This is a genomic window from Nocardia sp. NPDC056564, assembly GCF_042793755.1.
GTDB lineage: Bacteria > Actinomycetota > Actinomycetes > Mycobacteriales > Mycobacteriaceae > Nocardia.
The window spans coordinates 1-20,882 of sequence record NZ_JBHTUR010000037.1; the positions used below are offsets into that span (position 1 = coordinate 1).

At 68.1% G+C, this 20,882-nt stretch carries 17 protein-coding genes and 2 pseudogenes; 7 read left to right on the forward strand and 12 right to left on the reverse strand.

What is annotated here, in order from left to right; all coding sequences use genetic code 11:
• Window positions 1–98 precede the first annotated feature (98 nt).
• Window positions 99–1,358, forward strand: coding sequence for a lipase family alpha/beta hydrolase (locus ACFQ9K_RS44210; RefSeq protein ID WP_378721960.1), 1,260 nt, complete (start codon window positions 99–101; stop codon window positions 1,356–1,358).
• 1,329 nt (window positions 1,359–2,687) lie between these two features.
• On the opposite strand, the gene ACFQ9K_RS44215 is transcribed toward ACFQ9K_RS44210, so the two are convergent.
• Window positions 2,688–3,779: a hypothetical protein gene (locus ACFQ9K_RS44215; protein WP_223884950.1), complete on the reverse strand. Its 1,092-nt coding sequence runs from the start codon at window positions 3,777–3,779 to the stop codon at window positions 2,688–2,690.
• 127 nt (window positions 3,780–3,906) lie between these two features.
• Between ACFQ9K_RS44215 and ACFQ9K_RS44220 the strand changes: the two genes are divergently transcribed.
• Window positions 3,907–4,716: a HugZ family protein gene (locus ACFQ9K_RS44220; protein WP_378721961.1), complete on the forward strand. Its 810-nt coding sequence runs from the start codon at window positions 3,907–3,909 to the stop codon at window positions 4,714–4,716.
• Here ACFQ9K_RS44220 and ACFQ9K_RS44225 read toward each other — a convergent pair.
• Together ACFQ9K_RS44225 and ACFQ9K_RS44230 are read right to left on the reverse strand one after the other, a co-directional pair.
• Window positions 4,704–5,090: a VOC family protein gene (locus ACFQ9K_RS44225; protein ID WP_223884949.1), complete on the reverse strand. Its 387-nt coding sequence runs from the start codon at window positions 5,088–5,090 to the stop codon at window positions 4,704–4,706. The genes ACFQ9K_RS44220 and ACFQ9K_RS44225 overlap by 13 nt on opposite strands.
• Window positions 5,091–6,377: 1,287 nt before the next feature.
• Window positions 6,378–7,046, reverse strand: coding sequence for a TetR/AcrR family transcriptional regulator (locus ACFQ9K_RS44230; RefSeq protein ID WP_378721962.1), 669 nt, complete (start codon window positions 7,044–7,046; stop codon window positions 6,378–6,380).
• Between the two features lie 494 nt (window positions 7,047–7,540).
• On the opposite strand from ACFQ9K_RS44230, the gene ACFQ9K_RS44235 reads away from it, so the two are divergent.
• The 3 genes and pseudogenes from ACFQ9K_RS44235 (at window position 7,541) to ACFQ9K_RS44245 (ending at window position 9,303) form a co-directional block, all read left to right on the forward strand.
• The gene (locus tag ACFQ9K_RS44235) at window positions 7,541–8,044 is read left to right on the forward strand and encodes a VOC family protein (RefSeq protein ID WP_378721963.1); all 504 of its coding nucleotides are present in this window, start codon (window positions 7,541–7,543) and stop codon (window positions 8,042–8,044) included.
• 74 nt (window positions 8,045–8,118) lie between these two features.
• Window positions 8,119–8,426, forward strand: a pseudogene (locus ACFQ9K_RS44240) (FAD-binding protein); the annotation flags it as partial.
• A gap of 1 nt (window position 8,427) precedes the next feature.
• Entirely contained in the window at window positions 8,428–9,303 is an 876-nt protein-coding gene (locus ACFQ9K_RS44245) for a TIGR03619 family F420-dependent LLM class oxidoreductase (protein ID WP_378721964.1), read from the forward strand.
• Window positions 9,304–11,400: 2,097 nt separating this feature from the next.
• Here the strand turns inward: ACFQ9K_RS44245 and ACFQ9K_RS44250 are convergent.
• The 4 genes and pseudogenes from ACFQ9K_RS44250 to ACFQ9K_RS44265 all read right to left on the reverse strand — a co-directional run.
• Window positions 11,401–12,360, reverse strand: a complete 960-nt coding sequence (locus ACFQ9K_RS44250; RefSeq protein WP_378721965.1) for a fructosamine kinase family protein — start codon at window positions 12,358–12,360, stop codon at window positions 11,401–11,403.
• A complete protein-coding gene (locus tag ACFQ9K_RS44255) occupies window positions 12,357–13,130 on the reverse strand; it encodes a helix-turn-helix domain-containing protein (protein WP_378721966.1) in 774 nt (257 codons plus the stop codon). The genes ACFQ9K_RS44250 and ACFQ9K_RS44255 overlap by 4 nt, the downstream gene beginning before the upstream one ends.
• 79 nt (window positions 13,131–13,209) lie before the next feature.
• Window positions 13,210–13,437 (reverse strand): AIM24 family protein, encoded by a 228-nt coding sequence (locus ACFQ9K_RS44260; RefSeq protein ID WP_378721967.1) that lies wholly within the window; start codon window positions 13,435–13,437, stop codon window positions 13,210–13,212.
• Between the two features lie 531 nt (window positions 13,438–13,968).
• Window positions 13,969–15,042, reverse strand: a pseudogene (locus tag ACFQ9K_RS44265) (molybdopterin-dependent oxidoreductase); the annotation flags it as partial.
• Window positions 15,043–15,501: 459 nt separating this feature from the next.
• Here ACFQ9K_RS44265 and ACFQ9K_RS44270 point away from each other — a divergent pair.
• Window positions 15,502–16,713 (forward strand): hypothetical protein, encoded by a 1,212-nt coding sequence (locus tag ACFQ9K_RS44270; RefSeq protein ID WP_378721968.1) that lies wholly within the window; start codon window positions 15,502–15,504, stop codon window positions 16,711–16,713.
• Here the strand turns inward: ACFQ9K_RS44270 and ACFQ9K_RS44275 are convergent.
• The 4 genes from ACFQ9K_RS44275 to ACFQ9K_RS44290 all read right to left on the reverse strand — a co-directional run bounded on the left by ACFQ9K_RS44275 (window position 16,666) and on the right by ACFQ9K_RS44290 (window position 19,127).
• A complete protein-coding gene (locus tag ACFQ9K_RS44275) occupies window positions 16,666–17,391 on the reverse strand; it encodes an anti-sigma factor domain-containing protein (RefSeq protein WP_378721969.1) in 726 nt (241 codons plus the stop codon). The genes ACFQ9K_RS44270 and ACFQ9K_RS44275 overlap by 48 nt on opposite strands.
• Entirely contained in the window at window positions 17,391–18,053 is a 663-nt protein-coding gene (gene sigK, locus ACFQ9K_RS44280) for an ECF RNA polymerase sigma factor SigK (RefSeq protein WP_378984535.1), read from the reverse strand. The genes ACFQ9K_RS44275 and sigK overlap by 1 nt, the downstream gene beginning before the upstream one ends.
• A 115-nt stretch (window positions 18,054–18,168) precedes the next feature.
• Window positions 18,169–18,810: a fasciclin domain-containing protein gene (locus ACFQ9K_RS44285; RefSeq protein WP_378721970.1), complete on the reverse strand. Its 642-nt coding sequence runs from the start codon at window positions 18,808–18,810 to the stop codon at window positions 18,169–18,171.
• Between the two features lie 122 nt (window positions 18,811–18,932).
• A complete protein-coding gene (locus tag ACFQ9K_RS44290; RefSeq protein ID WP_378721971.1) occupies window positions 18,933–19,127 on the reverse strand; it encodes a hypothetical protein in 195 nt (64 codons plus the stop codon).
• 152 nt (window positions 19,128–19,279) lie between these two features.
• On the opposite strand from ACFQ9K_RS44290, the gene ACFQ9K_RS44295 reads away from it, so the two are divergent.
• Window positions 19,280–20,083, forward strand: a complete 804-nt coding sequence (locus tag ACFQ9K_RS44295; RefSeq protein WP_378721972.1) for a thioesterase family protein — start codon at window positions 19,280–19,282, stop codon at window positions 20,081–20,083.
• 154 nt (window positions 20,084–20,237) lie between these two features.
• Here ACFQ9K_RS44295 and ACFQ9K_RS44300 read toward each other — a convergent pair whose 3' ends face one another.
• Window positions 20,238–20,786 carry a hypothetical protein gene (locus ACFQ9K_RS44300; protein ID WP_378721973.1) on the reverse strand — a complete coding sequence of 183 codons (549 nt, stop codon included), beginning with the start codon at window positions 20,784–20,786 and terminating at the stop codon, window positions 20,238–20,240.
• Window positions 20,787–20,882 lie beyond the last annotated feature (96 nt).

Consider the following 20,882-nt stretch of genomic DNA (forward strand, 5'->3'; position numbering starts at 1 on the left):
GGCTGGACGCGCGTGACCAGACTCGGCGGGTTACCAGGGTTAACGTCGCGATCTCCCGTCGGCAGGACGGTTTCAGTGCACGCTTGTACACTGAAACTATGACTGAGCAGACGCACCAGCGGCAGGCCGAGGTCCGGGCCCTCGCCCGGTTGGCGGGCGACGAGCTCGGCGGAGCGGTCGACGGCATCGCGTCCGTGCATCGGGCGATCGCGGGACGGGTGTTCGCGGCGGTGCGGCTCGGGGTCGGTCCGGCCGCGGCGCCGGTCGAGGTGGTGCATGACGCGATCGCCGACAGTGTGTACCGAATCGTGAGCGGGACGGCGGTCGCGGCGGGCCGGCTGGCCGAGCGCACCGCGGATCTGCCCGGTGCCGAAGTGCCGTCGCGGACGGTGTTCGGGGCAGGCTTTCTCGGCGCGTTGCAGGGATTGATCGGGGACGATCTCGAGGACGCGCGCCCGATTCTCGCCGGGCCGATGACGTTGCGCGTGGACGGCGAGCCGGTGACGCCCGAGCATTTCGGAAACTATGTCGCGCAACCGAGTCGGCGGGTGGTGGTCTTTCTCCACGGGCTGGTGGAGACCGAGCACGCGTGGCGGCTGGGCGGACGGACAACGTACGCCGAAGGGCTCGAGCAGGATCTCGGCTACAGCACCGTGCAGGTTCGCTACAACAGCGGTCTGCACATCTCCGAGAACGCTCGTCAGCTGAGTGCGCTGCTGGAGCGGCTGGTCGAGCATTGGCCGGTGGAGATCGAGCAGCTGTCGCTGGTGGGTCATTCGATGGGTGGGTTGATCGCCCGGGGTGCGTGCTTCGACGCGAGCGAGTCCGGGCGGGCGTGGGTGCGTACGGTCCGGCATATCGTGTGTCTCGGTTCGCCACATCTCGGTGCGCCGCTCGAGCAACTCGTGCACTACGCGTCCGCCGCGCTGGTCCGCGTCCCCGAGACCCGTCCGTTCGGTCGTCTGCTGCGCCGCCGCAGCGCGGGTATCCGCGATCTGCGGCAGGGCTCGCTGGTAGACGAGGATTGGCAGGGCTCCGACACGGACTCGCTGGCCCGCCGAGCGATCCGCGAGGTCCCCCTCCTCCCCGGTGCCGATCACTACTTCGTCACCGCGTGCGTTACCCGCAGCCCCCGCCACCCCCTCGGCCGAATCATCGGCGACGGCCTGGTCCTCACCCCCAGCGCCGCAGGCCGAAACCGCGCCCGCCGCATAGGTTTCGACGACTCCAACGGCCTGCATATCCCCGCCGCAAACCACTTCACCCTGCTCAACCACCACGCCGTGTACGAGGGCCTGCTCGAGTGGCTGAGCACCGACCCCGCCCCCGACGAGTCAGCCAAGCAACTCCGCTCGTAACCGCCGCACCTTTGACATCCGCACCCGTGTCAACGCGGCAAGTCTGTGTGCGGAAAACCAGAACCTGTGCGGCTATCGCCCCCGATGCCAGTGCAGGTGAGCCGACCAACTCCCGCACCAGATTCACCCCAGCGCGCCGGCGAACAACAGCCCCCACGTGAGCCCCCGCTCGCAAGCGACCTCGCCCGGCCCCCAACCCCCAACAGCTTCTCGTCGAACGGGACGTGCCAGAGAGCAAACCGGCGTGTCGCCGCAGCCATGTCCCGCTCGATGACTTGATCGCCGGCTTTGGCCGTCGAGCGGGATGTCGCTGAGGCCGCTCGGGTTCGGCTGCGCACTTGGCGACTCATTGCCCGTCGCCATTGAGGCATCGCCCGAGTTCGCATGCGCATCGCCCGAGTTCGCATGCGCATCGCCCGAGTTCGCAGGGGCATCACCCAAGTTCGCAGGGGCATCACCCAAGTTCGCAGGGGCATCACCCAAGTTCGCAGCGGCATCGCCCAAGTTCGCATCCCGTTTCTGATCGCCGACAGTGGCCGATCGCCGATGCCGGGCACGCCAATCAGGGCTGCAAGCACACGACATCCAGCAGCACGAGTCGGCGCACCGCGACAGTGCCCACCGTGACAGTGAGCGGGTCTTCCCGGCGGGCCCTCCTGCCGAAAATGCCACTCGCCATCGAAGTTGCTCGAACCCTGGCTTCGAGTTAGTGACTCGCACACACTTCGGCCCGACGTAGCACGGTGGTGGATTCGCCCGCACCTGCCTCAACACCACCGTTCGGCGACGAGCCTGCATTGATCCGGCTGGACATACCCAGGTGACCGTTGCGGGTCACCGAACGCGCCGCGGGTAAGCGATCACCGGCATGCGGCCGCAGCCACGTCCCGCCCAATAACCAAATCGCCAGATCTGGTCGTCGAACGGGACATGACAGAGCGAATACCCGCGTGTCGGCTCCGCCATGTCCCGTTCGGCGTTCGGATCGTGCGGTCTGGTCGTTGGGAGGGGGTTCACTGCGGTCGCGGGGGCGGTTCGGCCGAACCACGGGGCTCGGCCGAACCACGGGGGTCGGTGGTTCGTTTGGAGCGGGGCGCGGTGTCGACCGGGTTGGACAGCCTTGTCGGTCGGGCGCTCGGCGAGCGTCGCCGAGGGGGAGATCGCCGTTTACCGGTGCCCGGCGATCCGCCAACTCGTCGGCCGGGACGGGCTGGTCCTCCTTGACGGTGATGGTCAGCGAGGACGCGACCATCGAGATGCGGGCCGGCTCCAGCGAGAGGGCAACCCGGGCGCGCTAGGCCGGCCCGTGCATCTTCCGAGCCGCTGGGTTCAGAGGAGGTGTTCGGGGTCGGCGTCGGCTTCCAGGCGGACGTCGGCGGTGAAGAGGGTTTCCACGTCGGGGTCGTCGGTGTGGGCGGCGTAGAGGAGCAGGCAGCCGCGGATGCCGTCGAGGAGGTCTTCGAGCAGGTCGAGGGCGGGGCGGGACGGGTCGAGGCGGCTGATGCGGAAGCCGGCGAGCATGGCTTCGCGGGTGTCGGCGTCGACCTCGAATTTGCGCGCCTGTTCTTCGATTTCGGCGACGCGGCCGACTACCGCCCACGGGGCGGGGACGCGGCCTTCGTGCACGGCCATGGCTTCGGCGATCAGGTCGACGACTACCTCGGTGGGGCTCTCCCCCGCGTCCAGGCGTTCCAGGACCAGGGTGGGGGTTTCGACCTGGAGGGCTTCGATGTCGTCGGCTTCCACGACCACGTCGGTGCAGGGCACGCCGGCCATTTCGCCCGCTACCTCGGCGGCGGCGAGCAGCCAGTGCGCGGCGGCGACGGAGGCGGAGGCGGGGTCGAGTTCGGTGAACAGTTCGATGGAGCCGAGCGGGTCGGCGCGTAAGAGGTCGTCGGCGGCCTGTACCTGGGCCGGGGAAACGTCGGGGCGCGACATTTCGACGGCTTGACGGGCGCGCCCGGACAGGTCGCCGCGTTCGGCGGACTCGATGGCGGCTTGTTCGTTGCTGACCTCGGCAGCGATGGTGTCGCGCAGGGTGAGGTCGTCGATGTCGTAGAGGGTACGGCCGACGCGGTGCGCGGATTCGACGACGCCGCTGTAGGAGACGACGAGTCCTTCTTCGGAGGGCAGGTTGGGGCTGCGGATGCCGGCCTCGACCTCTTTGAAGTTGCGGCGTTCCTCGGCGCGGCGCCAGGCCTCGCTGTTGGGGATGTCGGGGTCGCCCGCCGCGCTGGCCGGATGGGTGTAGGTGCGCCAGTGGAACCGCGACAGCGTGGTCAGGTTCGACGCCAGATTGGTTGCCTGATCATGGGTTACCGTCCGGGGCAGGGTGGCCACCGCCTGGGCGAGGTCACCGCGTCCGGTCGCCCAGATGGCGACGATCACGTTGTGGTCGGCGTCGAATGCGTATCGGGTCACCCGGCAAGTCTGGTCTATCCGAGCGCGATTCGCGCGGTCAATCCGATCCATTGGCCGCAGTGCGCATGCCGAGCCGGGGATCAGGGTCGCTGGCGACTTGTCGGTGGGACAGGAGAAGATAGACCGCATGACCCTCGACCACGGTGACCCCGGCGACGCTCCCTCCATCCCGCAGCCGACCGCGCCGGTGGCGAATCCGGCCCGCCCGTCGGCCGCCGAGGAGGCGAGAACCGTTGCCGCCGCGACGAATACGGCGACGCTGGCGAGTTTGAGCGAGGACGGAACGCCGTGGGCGTCGCTGGTGACCTACGGGTTGCTGGACGGGCAGCCGGTGCTGTGCGTGTCCCGGATGGCCGAGCACGGTCGTAACCTGGTCGGCGATCAGCGCGCGAGTCTCGCGATCGTGGCGCCGGACGCGCCCGCGGATCCGCTGGCAGGGACGAGGATCACACTGGCCGGCGTGGTGGAGCGGCCGGTGGGCGCGGAGGCCGACGCGGCGCGCGAGGCGCATCTGGCGGCGGTGCCCGCGGCGAAGTTCTATATCGACTACAGCGATTTCTCGGTGTGGGTGCTGCGGGTGCGCCGGGTGCGGTGGGTCGGCGGATACGGGCGGATGGATTCGGCGACCGCCGAGCAGTACGCGGCGGTGGCGCCGGATCCGATCGTGCCGGTCGCGGCGGATGCCATCGTGCATCTCAACGACGATCACGCGCCGGCGTTGCTGGCGATGGCGCAGGGGCTGGGCGGATATCCGGACGCGACCGAGGCGAGCTGTGAGCGCGCGGACCGCTACGGGCTGGACCTGCGGGTGGTGACCCCGCGCGGGGTCGCGCGGACCCGGGTGGGCTACGCGGAGCCGATCGGTGCGATCGATGAGTTGCGTGCCGCGACAGTCGAATTGGCGCGGCGGGCGCGCGGGATGAATCAGACCTCGTAGAGTTCCAGCGGCAGGTCGTCGGGGTCGAAGAAGAACGCCATGCGTTTGCCGGTGACCTCGTCGGTGCGCAGTTCCTCGGTGCGGACACCCTTGGCGGCCAGTTCGTCGAGGGTGGCGGCGACGTCGCGGACGGCGAACGCCAGGTGCCGCAGCCCGGCCGCCTCCGGCCAGCTCGCGCGGTCCGGGGGTTCGGGGAAGGAGAACAGTTCGATCCGGCTGCCGCCGGGGATGGCCAGGTCGAGCTTGTACGAGCGGCGGGCCGACCGGTAGTGCTCGGCGATCACGGCGAGACCGAGGGTCTCGGTGTAGAACCGCTTGGACCGCACATAGTCGGACGCGATGATCGCCACGTGATGAATGCCTAGTAGTTCCACCCCGCGACCGTATCGCAGCGGGAGGGCTACTCCGGACAACCGAGCTGGTGGGTGCGCTGGATGGTGTGGACGACCGCTTGACTGATGCGGGTAGTCGCTCACTGCGGCTGGTCGTGGCGCCCTCGCCCTCGTTCCCCACTCGAGCGGTTCGGATGTCGACGCCCGCCCCGGCCTATCGCCACCTGATTCGGTATGGGCGAACCCGCTTCTCGCCCCCTGTCCGTCGCGTCCGGATGCGACCGACGGCTTTCCCTTCGTCTACACCCGCCCGGTTCCTGTCAGCTCGCAGCGATGCACCGCGCCTGCGGCACCTGCCGATCCGGCGTCCGCCGAGCACCTGCGCGAGTACGCCGAGGCCAACGGAGGTGACGTTTCCGCACACCTCCTGATTTCCCGCACAGGTAATCGCATGCCATTCGGTGTGCGGGAAATCAAGAAGTGTGCGGTGGAGTGTCGCCGAGCAGGAGTGAATGCGCCGCGGCCGGAGGAGTCGGCGAAGCCGCTCCGTTTCGTTGCGCGGTGCGACCCACTCGACTTCGCTGTCGTCCCCTCGGTCTGGCGCAGGGCCGCCAAGGCGACCATGCATCGCCCGGATACTTCCACCCACCAACCGCTCCGACCCAACGTCCGCACTACCTCTCGGGATCCGCACCGAGAATAGGGCCCTAGAGCCAGTGCGGCTCCCGAGAGTCAGTGCGCATCCCGAGAGGCCCTACGGGAAGGGAACCGGTGAACACCGAGGGCCGCCGGTTGACGGTGTTCCCGCGCACTTCCTGGTTCCTGCATACCGAATGGCATGCGGTTACGTGTGCGGGGAAATCAGGAAGTATGTCCCGCCCGGAGGCATGGGCCGCACAGTCGGGTCCGATTGGTATCCGCGCTGCCGCTCGGGAACCGCACCGAGAACGTTGCTCGTATGAACCCCTGTACCGCTTCGAGTTCCGCGCCGCCGATCTTGTTGCGACATGGCGCGACCAATCCGATGCGCGCTGTCAGCGGCAGCCGCGCCACCGGTGAAGCCGTCTCCGGGTGGCTCGCTGATCCCCATCGCCGACAGGATCGCCCGAACCCACTAACACTCTTGCCGGTGGACAGCCTGCGAACTGGGCCGCCGAAATGTGCCGACGAGCTCAGTCGCGGCGACCGGCGAGCACGACCGTCGACGGACCTCGCGGTGGCCGAGATCAGGGGGTGGTCGATGCCGTCGACCGTCGCGGCCATGACGGCGGCCGCAGCGGTCGCTACCTATCTGGTCCTGCCTTGGGCGCCGCGCCGCCGGCGCTGTGCTCAACCCGATCGTCGCGCTGATCGGCGCGATGGTCTATCTCGGTCGGTGGATTCGGTGTCGCGGGCAGGCACGGTCAGCATCGCGACGATCATGTCGACGATTTCCCCGGCGTCGTCGGGATGTGGTTTGCGTACGCCCGCTTCGAGGGTGCGTTCGTAGTCGGCGATGAGCGCGAACATGACGGTGGCCATGGTTTCCAGGCGTTGGCGGCGTCGGCGCGGGGTGAGTTGCGGGAGGGCGGCGGTGAGGCGGGTGGCGATGATGCGGACGGCGGCGCGGTCGGTGCCGGCGAGGCGGCGTGGGTCGGCGACCACGGGGTGCGCGCGCACGACCTCGAGGAAGCGGCCGTAATGCGTGACGTCGGCCTGGGCGATCAGGTCGAGGATCGGCGCGGCGAGCATCGTGATCAGGGTGTTGATCTCGTGTGCGGTGCCGTCGGCTTCGTGGGTGGCGAGTAGGTGCATGCGGCGTTCTTCGAGCCAGTTCATCCGGCGGTCGACGATGGCTTCGATCAGGCCGTGGCGGGAGTCGAAGTAGTAGTGCACCGCGGAATTGTTGCGGTGCCCCGCGGCGGCAGCGATCTCCCGCAGCGGGACCTCGACCCCGCGTTCGGCGATGAGTCGCTCCCCCGCGTCGAGCAGGGACGCGCGCGAATCGGCGATCAGCATAGGTGGACTGTACTAAACCCTGGCCTTGACTGGGTTAAGCACACGTGTTTAGTTGAAGAAGTGGGAAGCGAGTGGGCGCGGGCGACGATCGGCGCGGAATGCTGCCGAATCCTTGCGGCACAAGGCAATCCCGCCGCCGGGAGTTGTGCCCGCCAGATCGGACTGCGATCGCAGGCCGCGCGGCGCATCGGTGTCGACACCACGCAGGAGCACACGCCCGCGCAGGTCCGAGGACGCATCTCTCGACATCCTCGGCTAGCACCAGCCGCCCGTTCGCGTCCCGTTCCCCGAAGGCGACTGCGTGCTCGGCCAGGACCGCTCTCCGCCGATCGAGCCGGTCGCACCAGTTGTCTCGCACGAACGCTGACCCGGAACCAGTTCGGCGCGAGATTCAGCCTCGCGCTCCGGGCATCTGTCGCTCGCGATCAGATCAGGCCGGCGCAGACGAAACGCGCCTGCCGGCTCGGCGAACTCCCCGTCGAAGCGTCCATCCGATGATCGCGGACGGACCGATCTTCCAACTGTGCTGGGTCGTCCCGGATATGGCGGCGGCGCAGCGACAGTTCAGCGAGCGGTACGGGGTGGCGAAGTGGTTCACGATCCCGGACGTGCACTTCGGGCCGCAGTTGTGTGAATTGCGTGGCGCACCAGCTGATTACACGATCACGGTGGGCCTCGGATACGCGGGCGGTCAGCAGTTGGAGCTGATCGAGCCGCGCGGTGGGCTCAGTTTGTACAGCGAACATCTCGATCGGGTCGGCCCCGGCTTGCATCACGTCGCGTGGGTGCCCGAGGACTTCGACGGTGCGCTCGAGGCGGCGCGGAAGGCGGGGATCGAGGTGCTGGCGCGGGGGAAATTCGACGGCGTGGGAATGGAATTCGCGTATCTCGATGGCGGGCCGATCGGGTCATGCGTCGAACTGATGCGCCTGTCCGGGGACATGCGGGCGATGTTCGACGCGATGATTCCGGAGGGGTTCGCGAATCCATGGCAGTAGGCATCGAGGTTCCGGCGCCGCGGCCGATCCGGTGGGACGACTCCGCCGACGTGGTGGTCAACGCCGACGAGCACGACCCCGAGTTCGGCAAACGCCCGGACTGGATCACCCCGCTGACCCAACACCCTTGGGGCGCTTTCGATTTGACCCCCGGGCGCGGCAACCTACGTCGGCTTCACCCTCGGCGGACTCCGCACCACCGCCGACGGTGCGCCGAACCGACGGATCGACAATCGAGGGGCTGTACGCCGCCGGCGCCTGTGCGTCCAATATCGCGCAGGATTCCGGCGGTTATTCGAGTGGAACCTGTCTCGGTGAGGGCTCGTTCTTCGGGCGCCGCGCCGGGGCGCACGCGGCGCTGCGGCGCCAGGAAGGCGACTGATATGCGCTTCACCTATGCCGAGACCATGACCGACCCGTCGTACTACGTTCCGTTGGCGCGCGCCGCCGAGGAGGCCGGGTACACGTCCATGGCGGTCGCCGACAGCATCGCGTACCCGCGCGACTCCGACGCCAAGTACCCCTACACCCCCGACGGGAATCGGGAGTTCCTCGAGGACAAGCCGTTCATCGAGGCCTTCGTGCTCAGCGCCGCGATGGCGGCGGCGACCACGACGCTGCGGTTCACGCCGTTCGTGCTGAAGTTGCCGATCCGCCCGCCGGTGCTGGTGGCCAAGCAGACCGCGTCGGTGGCGGCGTTGAGCGGCAATCGGTTCGGGCTCGGGGTGGGGATCAGTCCGTGGCCCGATGACTTCGAGATCATGGACGTGCCGTTCGAGAAGCGGGGCGCGCGGATGGACGAGTGCATCGACATCGTGCGCGGGCTGACGGCCGGTGGGTACTTCGAATTCCACGGCGAGTTCTATGATTTTCCGCCGATCAAGATCAGTCCGGTGTCCACCGAGCCGGTGCCGATTCTCATCGGCGGGCACAGCAAACCCGCACTGCGACGGGCCGCGCAGCGCGGTGACGGCTGGATGCACGCCGGCGGCGACGGGGCCGAACTCGACAAGCTGCTGGTCGAATTGGATGCGCTGCGAGCCGAATACGGGACCAGGAAGGACTTCGAGGTCCACGTGATCTCCCTCGACGGATTCACCGTCGACGGCATCAAACGACTCGAGGACAAAGGCGTCACCGACGTCATAGTCGGCTTCCGCCTCCCCTACACCCTCGAACAAGACACCGAACCCCTCGACACCAAGATCGCCAACCTGTCCCGCTTCGCCGAGAAAGTCATGTCGCGCGTCAGTAGCTGAGCGTCGCCAACGCCCTTCGGCGAGAACCACTCTCGAACGCTACGGTTTTCCGTCCATGCCCTCACCGAGCGGGACATGCCAGGGAACCGGGCGAGTCGGGACATGCCAGGGAACCGGGCAAGCCATGGAACCGGGCAAGCCAGGACATGCCAGCGGAACGGGGCAAGGTAGGCACGCCAGAGGAATGGGCGAGGTAGGCACCTGAAGTCCCGCTCGCCGACCGGGCTGCCGTCGAGCGGGCTGCCGTCGAGCGGGCTGCCGTCGAGCGGGACAACGCTGCGCCGACACGCCACCGACAACGCCCCTACGTCCCGGTCACCGAGCAGGGTGCCACCGAACGGGACAAGGCCCCGCCGACACGCCAACGACAACACCGCAACGTCCCGCTCCCCGCTCCCCGCTCCTCGGTCACTGGTCACCGGTCACCGGACACCGGACACCGGACACCGGACACCGGACACCGGACACCGGACACCGGACACCGGACAGGGTGCCGCCGAACGGGACAAGGCTGCGCCGACACGCCGACGACAACACCACCAGATCCCGCTCGCCGGTCAAGGTGCCACCAGGCGGGACATGGCTGCGCCGACACGCCGACGACAGCACCATCAGATCCCGCTCGCCGGTCAGGGTGCCACCGGGCGGGACATGGTCGCGCTTGCATGGCCGCAGTTGCACCATGTCACGGTCGGTTGAGTTGCTGACGGGCTGGACGTAGCGGCGCTGAGGGGCCAGCGATGGCTCGGTTGTCCCACCCGACTTCAGGGTCCCCGTCGGACACGACATGGCTACACCTGGCAGGCCAGCGACAGCGCAACCAAGTCCTGATCGCTGGTTGGGTGCCGCCAGACGGGACATAGTCGCGCTCGCATGCCCCATGGCTGCACCCTGTCGCGCTCAATCGAGCTCGTGGCGCATTTGGACGAGTGCGTCCAGGGTGGCGCGGAATTCGGCGAACATAACGACGCTAACCGGCCGGCGCCAGCTCGGTTGCCCCACTCGACTGTCAGGGTCGCTGTTGGACGCGACATGGCTGCCTCTGACCGGCCGACGACAGCACCAGCATGTCCCGCTCGCCGGTCATGTCTCCGGCGGCCAGGTCTCTGGCGAACGGGACAGGGCTGCACAGGCACACCAACATGTCCCGCTCAGCGGTGAGGCAGCAATCGAACGGGACATGGTGGAGACGACACGCCGACGGCTGCTCCGTCATGTCCCGTTCGGCGCCAAGCGTTGGACTATCCGGGGTGGCCGGGTGGTGTTCGGATGGGGGTTTCGGTGTGCGCTCGATGGTCCAGCGGGGACCATCGAGGCGCAGTGACTGTGGCATAACAGCGGAACTATGTGATGGACCGCTCTACCGAAACCTGCTCGATCGGTGAGCCAAGGAATCGGGCGGACCAGGCCGACCGCTTCCGGCCTCGGCCACCGGGCTGCTACCGGCCTGCACCAGCAACTGCTGTCGACCTCGACCAGCAAGCTGCCTTCGGCCAACGGGCTGCAGTCGAACGGGACATAGCGGTGGGGACATGCTGGTGAGCGCTCGGTCATGTACCACTCGACGGGTGGGCTAGCCCGAGAGGACGAACGAACGGGACATAGTGGTAAGGACACGGCCGGTGAGCGCTCAGTCATGTACCACTCGACGGGTGGGCTAGCCCGAGAGGACGAACGAACGGGACATGGCGGTAAGGACACGCCGACGAGCGCTCGTTTATGTACCGCTCGACGGGTGGGCTAACTCGAGAGAGCGATCGAACGGGACATGGTGGGACGCGCCGGTGGGTGCTCAGTCATGTACCACTCGACGGGTGGGCTAACTCGAGAGGACGAGCGAACGGGACATAGTGGTAGGGACACGCCGATGAGGGCTCGGTCATGTACCGCTCGACGGGTGGGCTAAGTCGTGAAAGCGAGCGAACGGGACATGGTGGTGGGGACGCGCCGGTGGGTGCTCGGTCATGTACCGCGAGCCGGTAGCCACATCCAGGGCGATGCTGATCGGAATCGTCGATTTCAGCGTCGATGACGGTGCCGGGGCGGCCGCAGCCGTGCTCGTTGCTGGGGGATCGGCGACGATCTCGACAGGGTGGGCTAGATCGAGAGGGCGGTGGTTGCGGCGGTGAGGGTTTGGGAGCGGTAGCTGGGGCCGAAGAGGATTACGTGGATCAGGAGGGGGTGGAGTTGGTGGAGGGGGATGCGGGTGTGCCAGCCGTCGGATAGGGGGTGGGTTTCGTTGTAGGCGGCGCGGATTCGGTCGAGGTGGGGGGCGCCGAAGAGGGCCAGCATGGCCAGGTCGGTTTCGCGGTGGCCGGCGTGAGCGGCGGGGTCGATGAGGGTGGCGCGGTCGGGGGTCCAGACGATGTTTCCGGACCAGAGGTCGCCGTGGATGCGGGCGGGGGGTTCCGGTGGGCCGGCGAGGGTGTCGATGCGGTCGATCACCTGTTCCAGCAGGCGGATTCCGTCGCGGCCGAGGTGGGGTGCGGCCAGTGGAAGGTAGGGGGCGAGCCTGCGTTCGGCGTACCACTGCGCCCATGGGCCCGAGGTCAAGGTGTTGTCCAGCGGCAGTTCGGCGATCCAGCCCGACCACGGTGCACCGAACTCGGTAGCCGAATTCGCATGCAGCGCAGCCAGCTCCCGGCCGAATCGCTCCGCCGCGCCGGACGTCGGGCCGACATCCTCGAGCCACGGCAGCACGATCATCCGGTCATCGGCGGCCAGCACGTCGGGCAGCAGACCGGGCGCGACGACGAACCCCTCGGCGGCAGGATCGACCCGTTCGCGATTAGCGGACCAGACCGAACGCTCGGCTCGGCGATCCGGCTCCCGATCAACTGCCCCCTGAGCATCCGGGACCGCGCCGGTGGCGAGCCAGCGCAAACCCGCCGCCTCCGCGGCGAAGACCGTGCTCGGCTCAGCGGACGCCTTGACGAAGACCACGCGCCCGTCGATCAGCTCAGCGCGGTGCAGTGTCCATGCGTGACTGGCCCCGAGATCGGTGACCGTGTGGACAGCGACGCCGAGAAGTGCGCCGAGACGCTCGGCGACGCTCATGGGGCGGTCAGACGTTTCATCGTGTCTTCGTCCGCGGGGAAGAATGATTCGATGGCGAGTTCGGCGACGGTGACGTTCATCGGGGTGCCGAAGACGGTGGTGACGCTGATGAACGACAGCTCGTGGCCGTCATGCAGAAGGCGCAGCGGGACCACGGACTGGTCGGGTTCGGGCAGCGCCGGGTCGATTTCGTCACCGGGATAGGCGCGCAGTTCGTCACGCAGTTCGACGAGGTCGGGTGAGCCGGTGACCTCGATCTGCCGGGACAGCCGGGCGAAGATATGCCCGCGCCATTCCGCGAGGTTGGCGATCCGGCCCGCCATGCCGTCGGGGTGCAGGCTGAGCCGCAGTGCGTTCACCGGCGGGGTCAGCAGGGCCGGATCGATGCCGGACAGCATCAGCGCGACACCGTCGTTCGCGTCGATCATGGTCCAGCTCTGATCGATGGCCAGCGCGGGATACGGCTGGTGACCCGCGAGGATCTGCCGCATCGTCCGCCGGACCGCGTCCATCGCGGGGGTGTCGAGCGACGGCTCGGCGTAGGCGGGCGCGTAGCCCGCGGCGAGCAGCAACCGATTGCGTTCGCGCAGTGGGATTTCCAGGTGCTCGCTGAGGTGGACGAGCATGGTCCGGCTCGGCGTCGAGCGACCGGTCTCGATGAAACTCAGATGCCGGGCCGAGGTCTCCGCACGCCCCGCCAACTCCAGCTGACTGAGCCTGCGCTCGAGCCGCCAATGCCGCAGCAGATCACCGGCTGTTTGCGTACTCACCCCCCGATCCTACGAACAACGCGGCCGCACGACGATTACCTCGGGGGTAATGGTCGGCCACACCGTCACCGACGACACCTCACAGATCGGGCACGCTCCGTGCATGCCTGCCAGCCGCAGTGTGAGTTCGTCGACTGTCGCCGCCCCCAGTCCGGTCCCAGGTGATCTGCAAGTTCAGCATGTGGCCGGGCAGCGCGGGCGCGACATCGACCCAGCCGCCCGGCCGCGGCGCGGTGAACGTGGAGACTAAGAACGATTCGCCGGCCAGCACAGAGCGCCGCACCGAGATCGGCACAGCCCGGAACATCAGGTTTCACGTGGGGACTGCCGTCAAGTCGATCTGAAGCCCGGGCCAGAACGCCAGATCCCACCGCGCATACCGGAACTCGCATCCACCCCCGGTGGGAGACGCCCTCTGAATCCGTTGTACCCCAGCAAGATACGTACTCAGGGACCGAAGTCGGCGTGGCTAATCGGCGGCACTCTGCGCATCGGCGGTCGTCGCAGCCACTGCATGGAGCAATGTCCGCTCCGGACGCTTGCACACATCGGGAGCGGCAGCGCTAGCTGGAGCTCACGAAACATGAACGCGGGATTGTTCATCAGCTCCCCCGGACCGACCTCGACAGAAAGGAACAGGCGTCCAGGCAAGCACGTGCAGCAATGCCTACCCGGCGCCAACGGCTCTCTGTCGATGAGGATGCCGAGTGGCCCTCACCACCGATTCGGAGGCCTTCGCACCAGGCGATCGGCTCCGGTATCGCCGGATTGGTTCACGGATTTCGCACGCTGAGCGCGGAGATCGGTTCGGGGGCGGTCAGCTATCGGTTCGGGGCGGTCAGCTGACGGTGATGACGCGGCTGTGCCAGCCGGTGGAGCCGTCGGGGAAAGGTGTTGTGCGGGTGTCGGTTTGGGGTGTGCCGGTGCGATCGGTGGCGCGGACGCGGAGGGTGTGCGGCCCGGGAGTGGCGGTCCAGCGCCAGGTCCATTGCCGCCAGGTGTCGGTGGAGTATTCGTCGGCGAGGGTGGCCGGTTGCCACGGTTGGTTGTCGACCTGGACCTCGACGGCGTCGATGCCGCGGTGCTGGGCCCAGGCGACGCCGGCGACGGTGACCTCGCCCGCCGGGATGGTGGCGAAGGCCGCGGGGACGTCGATGCGGGACGCGGTTTTGATGGGAGCCTGTGCGCCCCAACCACGTTCGGTCCAGTAGGCCTTGGCGCGGTCGAAGCGGGTCAGTTCGAGGTCGATCACCCACTTGGTGGCGGACACGTAGCCGTAGAGGCCGGGCACGATCAGTCGCGCGGGATAACCGTGGGCGATCGGCAGCGGTTCGCCGTTCATGCCGATCGCCAGGAGGGCGTCGCGGCCGTCGGTGACCGCGGAAACCGGTGTGCCCGCGGTGAATCCGTCGACACTGCGGGACAAGAGCATGTCGGCCTCCGGGCGGACGCCCACCTCGGCGAGCAGGTCGGCCAGGGGGTACCCCGTCCAGACCGCGGTGCCCGCCAGGTCGCCGCCGACCTCGTTGGACACGCAGGTCATGGTGATCATCCGTTCCACCGGCGTCCTTCGCCGCAGCTGGTCGAAGTCCAATTCGATGGGACGGTCGACCATTCCGTGAAACCGCAACCGCCAGTCACCACTGGTCAGCGCCGGAAGTTGCAGCGCGGTATCGACACGGTAGAACCGATCGTTCGGCGTAACGAACTCAGTCAACCCCGGAACCGACGGCCGCACACCAGGCCCCGCACCCCGCGCCGGCACAGCCACCCGCGGTACGACGAACCCGGCCCGATCAGCCACCACATCATGCAGCCGCGCCCCGATCCACTTCCCGGCAACCGCCGCCCCCGCCGCCAACGCACCAACTCCCGCGGCCATGGCCAGGAACCGCCGCCGCGAAGCACCTGCGCCGGGCGAACGTTTCCCACCATCGCCACCCGAATCTCGAGTGACCGAGTGCCCGATTCCGCCTGACACCGCCGGCCCGCCGCGGACTACGCCAGACCCGTCGCCCTCCCCCGCGACACCGCCCGCCCGACCCCCGGCACCGTCACTGATTCCCGCGACACGCCCGACGCCAGCATCCCCACCTGACCCCGCAACGCGTCCATTACCCGACTCGTCGTTGACGACCGCACTACCAGCCGCCAAGCGTCCGACACCAGCTTCCGCATCACCGCTCCATCCCGCGCCGCCGCTCGCCACACGTCCGCCCCGGTCGTCAGCACTGTCACTCACTCCCGCAGCGCCTCCGGTACCGCCGCTTACTCCCGGACCACCGCCCGCCGGATCACCGACGCCGCGTTCCGCATCGCCACTCATTTCCGTGGCGCCGCCCGCTGCACATTCGGTGCCGCCTTCGGCGTCATGGTCCACTCCCGCAACGCTGCCCGCCCGACGTACATCATCGGCTTCAGCATCACCACCGGCTCCCGCAGCACCCGCGCCGGCATCTGCGCCGCCATCGATATCCGCGCCAGCGTCTGGGTCGCCATTCATTCCGCGTGCCAAGCGTCCGACACCAGCTTCCGCACCACCGCTCCCTCCCGCGAAACCGGCCTCCGTGCGTTCGGCATCATTGCCGGCTGCCTGACCCGGCTGCGCCGCAGCGCTGCCCAGCGCGGTAGAACCCGGTTTTCCGTCAGCCTGGAACCGGTCTTTCGACTGCGTGCCGCGCAGCCGGGGATCATCGGTGGGCGGGTCAGGGCGCAGCCGGGTGCGCCACCATCTCGTACCGCTCGGGTGCGAGTTGCGCCGGACCGCATGATCGGCGCTGACCGGGGCGGAGTGCCGACCGGTACCCAACTCCTGGTCATCGTTCGTCTCGAAGTGGGATCCGGCATCCCTCGCCGACTGCGCTGTGTGCCGGCCGGTACTCGGTTCGGCCCTACCCTCCACACCTGGATGCACCCGATCCTTCGAATGCGAGACGGGCGATGCACCGCCGGTCCGCCGCTGAGTACTGTCCGAGGACGGTTCGACGGTTGCCGCAGACTCTGCGCCCAGACGGTGATCATCGGCGCCGATCTGCCGGATGAGCACTCGCATCACGACCACTCCGGCCACGACCCCGACGATCCCTGGCACCGCGAACCAGGTTGTGGCCGTTGGCCGTTGCAACGCAGCCTCCACCACCACCCCGCCCAGCAGGACCAGCAGCACACTGCCCACCGGGCGCCGACGCTCCACAATCCCCAGGACCGCGGCGAATACCACCATCACCGCGCCCATCGAGACGAACAACGCCAGCTTGTCATTGCTGCCGAATCGGCGAATCGCCGCATCCTTGAGCGCATGTGGCGTATGGTCGACTACCGCGGCACCCATCGCATAGAACGGCGAGGCCGCCGGATCGATGAACGCCGCAACCAGATGGCCGACACCCAGCACCGTGGCCGCGGCCAGCACCCCGGTCAACGCCGCGGCGGCCAGCTCGAACACCGGTTTCGGGCGTGCTTGTGCCACAACTTGTTTCATCGCAGATTCCCTATCGTCGGGATGGACGCTGCGACGCGTGCGAAGCAGCTGAGGTCAGGTGAGGTTTACGCTGGCGATCACATCACCCGTGGGGGTTGGTGAACCGGCAACCGGCTCGACCGTGACCGCCAACGTGTCCACGGCGTCGAAGCGCGTCACCATGGCCGGACCGCTGGCAGGCAACTCGGTCATCACCGCCGCGGAGTGCGCGGTCCCGCCTAGCGGAATCAACCACACCTGGTACGAACGATCCGGCGGTGGAGCCGACACGGATTCGAAAGTCACAGTGGCGGCGGCGATTCGGGCCGAGGTGCGGATGGTGAGCGTGCCACCGCCCGTGACCGGAACCGACTTCACCAGCACATCGGGCTGTTCGAGCACCATCTGCGCGGTGAGCCCGGTCGGCCCCGGTTCGGCGGAGCGGTACACCGCCACCCCGATCCCGGCGCCGATCGCCACCACAACCGCGGCCGCGGCCGCCAACCATCGCGTCCGCTCGAACCTGTTGCGGGACTTACCCGTTCCCCTGGTCGCCTCGTCGAGCGCCCGCAACAACGAGATCTCCAACTGGGCCGGCGGCGGGGTCGCGTCCAGTACGGTGAGCGCGGCCAACGTCTCCCGCACACCGGAGACGATGGCGGCGAAGGCATCCGAGGTTTCCTGATCGGCATCGCGCAACCGATGTTCGATGGTGCGGCGCTCGAGCTCGGCGACCGCGTCCATCGCGTACGGGTAGGCCAGGTCGAGCAGGTCCATGCCGGGCCGCTCGGGGTCGGTCATCAGGTATCACTCCCTGTCAGGCAGTTTTCGAGCCGCTTCAATCCGTCCCGGATCCGGGTCTTGATGGTGGGCAGCGGGACCTCGAGGTGGTCGGCGACCTCGCTGTAGGTGCGGCCGCTGTAATACGCCAGCGCGACCGCCTCCCGCTGGATCTCGGTCAAGGTCTCCAGGCAGTCGAGCACCGACTGCTCGTCGAGCAACTGCCCGACCTCCTCGGCGACGACATCGTGATCGCGGCCCAAATTCGCTTGGCCGTAAGCGATGTCACGGCTGGCGGCGGACTGTTCGCGCCGCACCCGGTCCACCGCCCGCCGGTGGGTCAGCATCATCAGCCAACCCATCGGACTGGACAGCTTGCGGTCATACCCCGACGCGAGCGACCACGCCTGCAGATACACCTCCTGGGTGATCTCCTCGGCCGCGGCGTGACCGCGCAGAATACGCAACGCCAAGCCGAACACCCGGTGACTGGTCGCCCGATAGAACTCGGTGAAGGCGTCCCGATCGCCGCCCGCGATCGCGTCGAGCAGTTCGGCCAGCCGCCGCGACCGCTCGGCCTCCTCCGGATCCACGCCGGTCGAGCACGACGGCATCACCGGCGGTCCGCCTCCGCCGGTGTTGCGGCGCAGGCGGATCGCGGCGAGCTTCGGCTCATTCGGCATGCCCACCTCCGCATCGATCGCTGACAGGGACGGATCTGGAATGGATCTGCGGCAGCAACACGGCGAGCACGACTCCTGAGGGGGAAGGACCATTCCTAACTTCGGTGTGGCGAGGTTACGCGGCCGGCGGCATCAGCACGGTATCGATCATGTATACCGTCGCATTTGCCGTCTTCACGCCGCCACAGATCACCGAAGCGTTACCCACTTTGATGTCCTCGCCGCTGCGGGTGACCGTCACGTCCGCGCCCTCGACGGTCTTGTGCGTGCCCGCGATCTTGTCGGGGGCGACCTGGCCCGGCACCACGTGGTAGGTCAGGATCTTGGTGAGCGTGGCCGAGTCGGTCTTCAGCGAGTCGACCGTGGCCGGGTCGATCTTCGCGAACGCGGCGTCGACCGGCGCGAACACGGTGAACTGGCCACCGTTGAGCGTGTCGACCAGGTTCACCTGTGGGTTGAGCTTCCCCGACACCGCGGCGACCAACGTGGTCAGCAGCGGATTGTTCGAGGCCGCCGTGGCGACCGGATCCTGCGCCATGCCGCTGACCGAGCCGGCGCCGGTCGGCACCTGCTGGGCGTAGGCCTTGCAGCCGGAGCCGACCAGATCGCCCGACGCGGCGGCCGAGGTGGTCATCGCCGCGGACGCCGACGGCGCCGCGGTCTTGTCGTCGGACTTGTTGTCACTCGAACAAGCCGAGGCACCCACCAACGCGGTCAGCGCAATCGCCGCCACAACCGTACGTCGCATTACAGTCATCGTTGTCTTTCGCTTCCGTCGATACGGCTCGAGGCCGTGCTGGGGATTGGACGGAACGGAATTCGCCTGGATCGACGAACCGGATTGGTCCGATTCGGAACGAATTTTGCGGCGGTCCGTAGCTACCGGGCAGCGCGCGGATCGAGCACCATCGACCCGGACTGCACGAGGACGTTGCGGGCGCGCCGGCGCACCCGGCAGGTGTCCACCGAACAGTCCAGGTGGATCTGCATCGCTCGATGCGCGCGGGCCGCGGACATCGGGCCGGGATCCACCCGGCAATCGGTGAGGTCGGTGTTCATCGCGAATGTCTGCATCTGTCTCCCTTTCGCCGGGGCGCTGACGAGCGCACTATGGGCCGTACCGGTAGTTCGCACTGCGACCAGCAACGGACTGGCTAGCTTTTGCCGAACGGGACACGGCCGGATGCGCGCTCGCTCATGTCCCGTTCGGCAGGCAAGATCGTGGGATGACTACTACGGCGGGTTTCGTGTTCGACAGCGATACGGCCAGCGAACGGGTCGGGGAGCACGAGTTCGCGCTCACGCTGTCGGACCGGTGGACCACCTTCATCAAGACAACGAATGGAGGGTATCTGCTGGCTACCTGTTTGCAGGCGCTGCGCCACGAGTTCCCGCACCCCGATGTGCTTTCGGCCTCCGCGCATTTCCTGCGGCCGGGCAGTCCCGGGCCCGCGCGGATCACCACCGAGGTGGTGCGGGCCGGGCGGCGTACCGCGACCGGGCAGGCGAGCATGCTGCGTGACGACAAGGAAATCCTGCGGGTACTGGCCACATTCACCGATCTGGGCGCGGCCGAGGGACCGACACTGGTCAACGGCACACCGCCGGCGTTGCCCGCGCCGCAGGATTGTGTCGATCCGTTCGCGGACTATCCGCGGCAGCGACCCTCGATCTCCGAGCGGACCGAGACGCGGATGGCGGAGGTTCCGGGTTTCTGGCGTGGCAGTCCCGGGGGTGCGACGTGTGTCGAGTTCTGGATGCGGCTGGCGGATGGGCGGGAGGCCGATCCGATCGCGCTGACGTTCCTGGTCGACGCGGTGGCGCCGGTGGTGTTCGATCTGGGGATTCCTGGGTCTTCCACGATCGAGCTCACCGTGCATATCCGGAGCCGGCCCGCGCCGGGGTGGTTGGCCTGCCGGGTGACGACCAACTACCTGATGGATGGGTTCCACGAGGAAGACTTCGAGATCTGGGACAGCGCAGGGACTTTGGTCGCGCAGTCGCGGCAGTTGGCGATCGTTTCGACGTAGGCGCGAATCCGTTCGCCGGGCGCCTGCACCCTTCTCTGCATGCGCACTCCCTCTCGGGAGCGGCACTGGCTTCAGTGCCCTATTCCCAGTGCATATCCCGAGCGCCAGTGCGGATCAGGGGCGAAACGGACCGGGGGCGCTGCGTGCGCAGCGATCACGCGGGGGGTGCGATCTTCACGATCGAGACCGCGCCCGGTGCGGCGGTCACCGTCACGAACTGACGGTAGGTGCGCACGGCGGCGTCGGGGCGGACCTCGGTGATCACCACGTCGAAGCGGCCGTCGGCCATCGGGGTGATGATCACGCAGTGCTGAGTGCCCGCCGGGACGGATTTGATGCCCGCGTTGATCACCTCGACCGGTGGCACGAGGGCGTCGGTGGTGGTGACCGCGCGCGCGTCGGCGCCCGATCTCGCGACGTAGTAGGCGTATTGGAAGGCCAGGATGACGTCCGGGCCCGAGGTGGTCGAGCCGGTTCCGTTGCCGCGCACCAACTGTTCGTTCCTGGTCGGCTGGCAGCCAGGACCGCCGCCGAGGACCGGATCGGAGTAGGTCGCGGACTGCCGGGGTGTACTCGCCGACGCCGTGTACACCATGACCACCGCCACCGCGGCCATCGACCCGACGACCGCGGCCGACCCGACCAGCCACGGCCGATTCCGGCGCTGCGCATGCCAGCGTTGCGGGCGCGGTGGCGGAATCATCCCCGGCCACAACGGAACCGCCTGGTGCCGCCCGCGGTGTGCGGCGGAACTCCCCCCGGAAACGTTGGACGACGACATGGTTCCGCCGCACCCCCT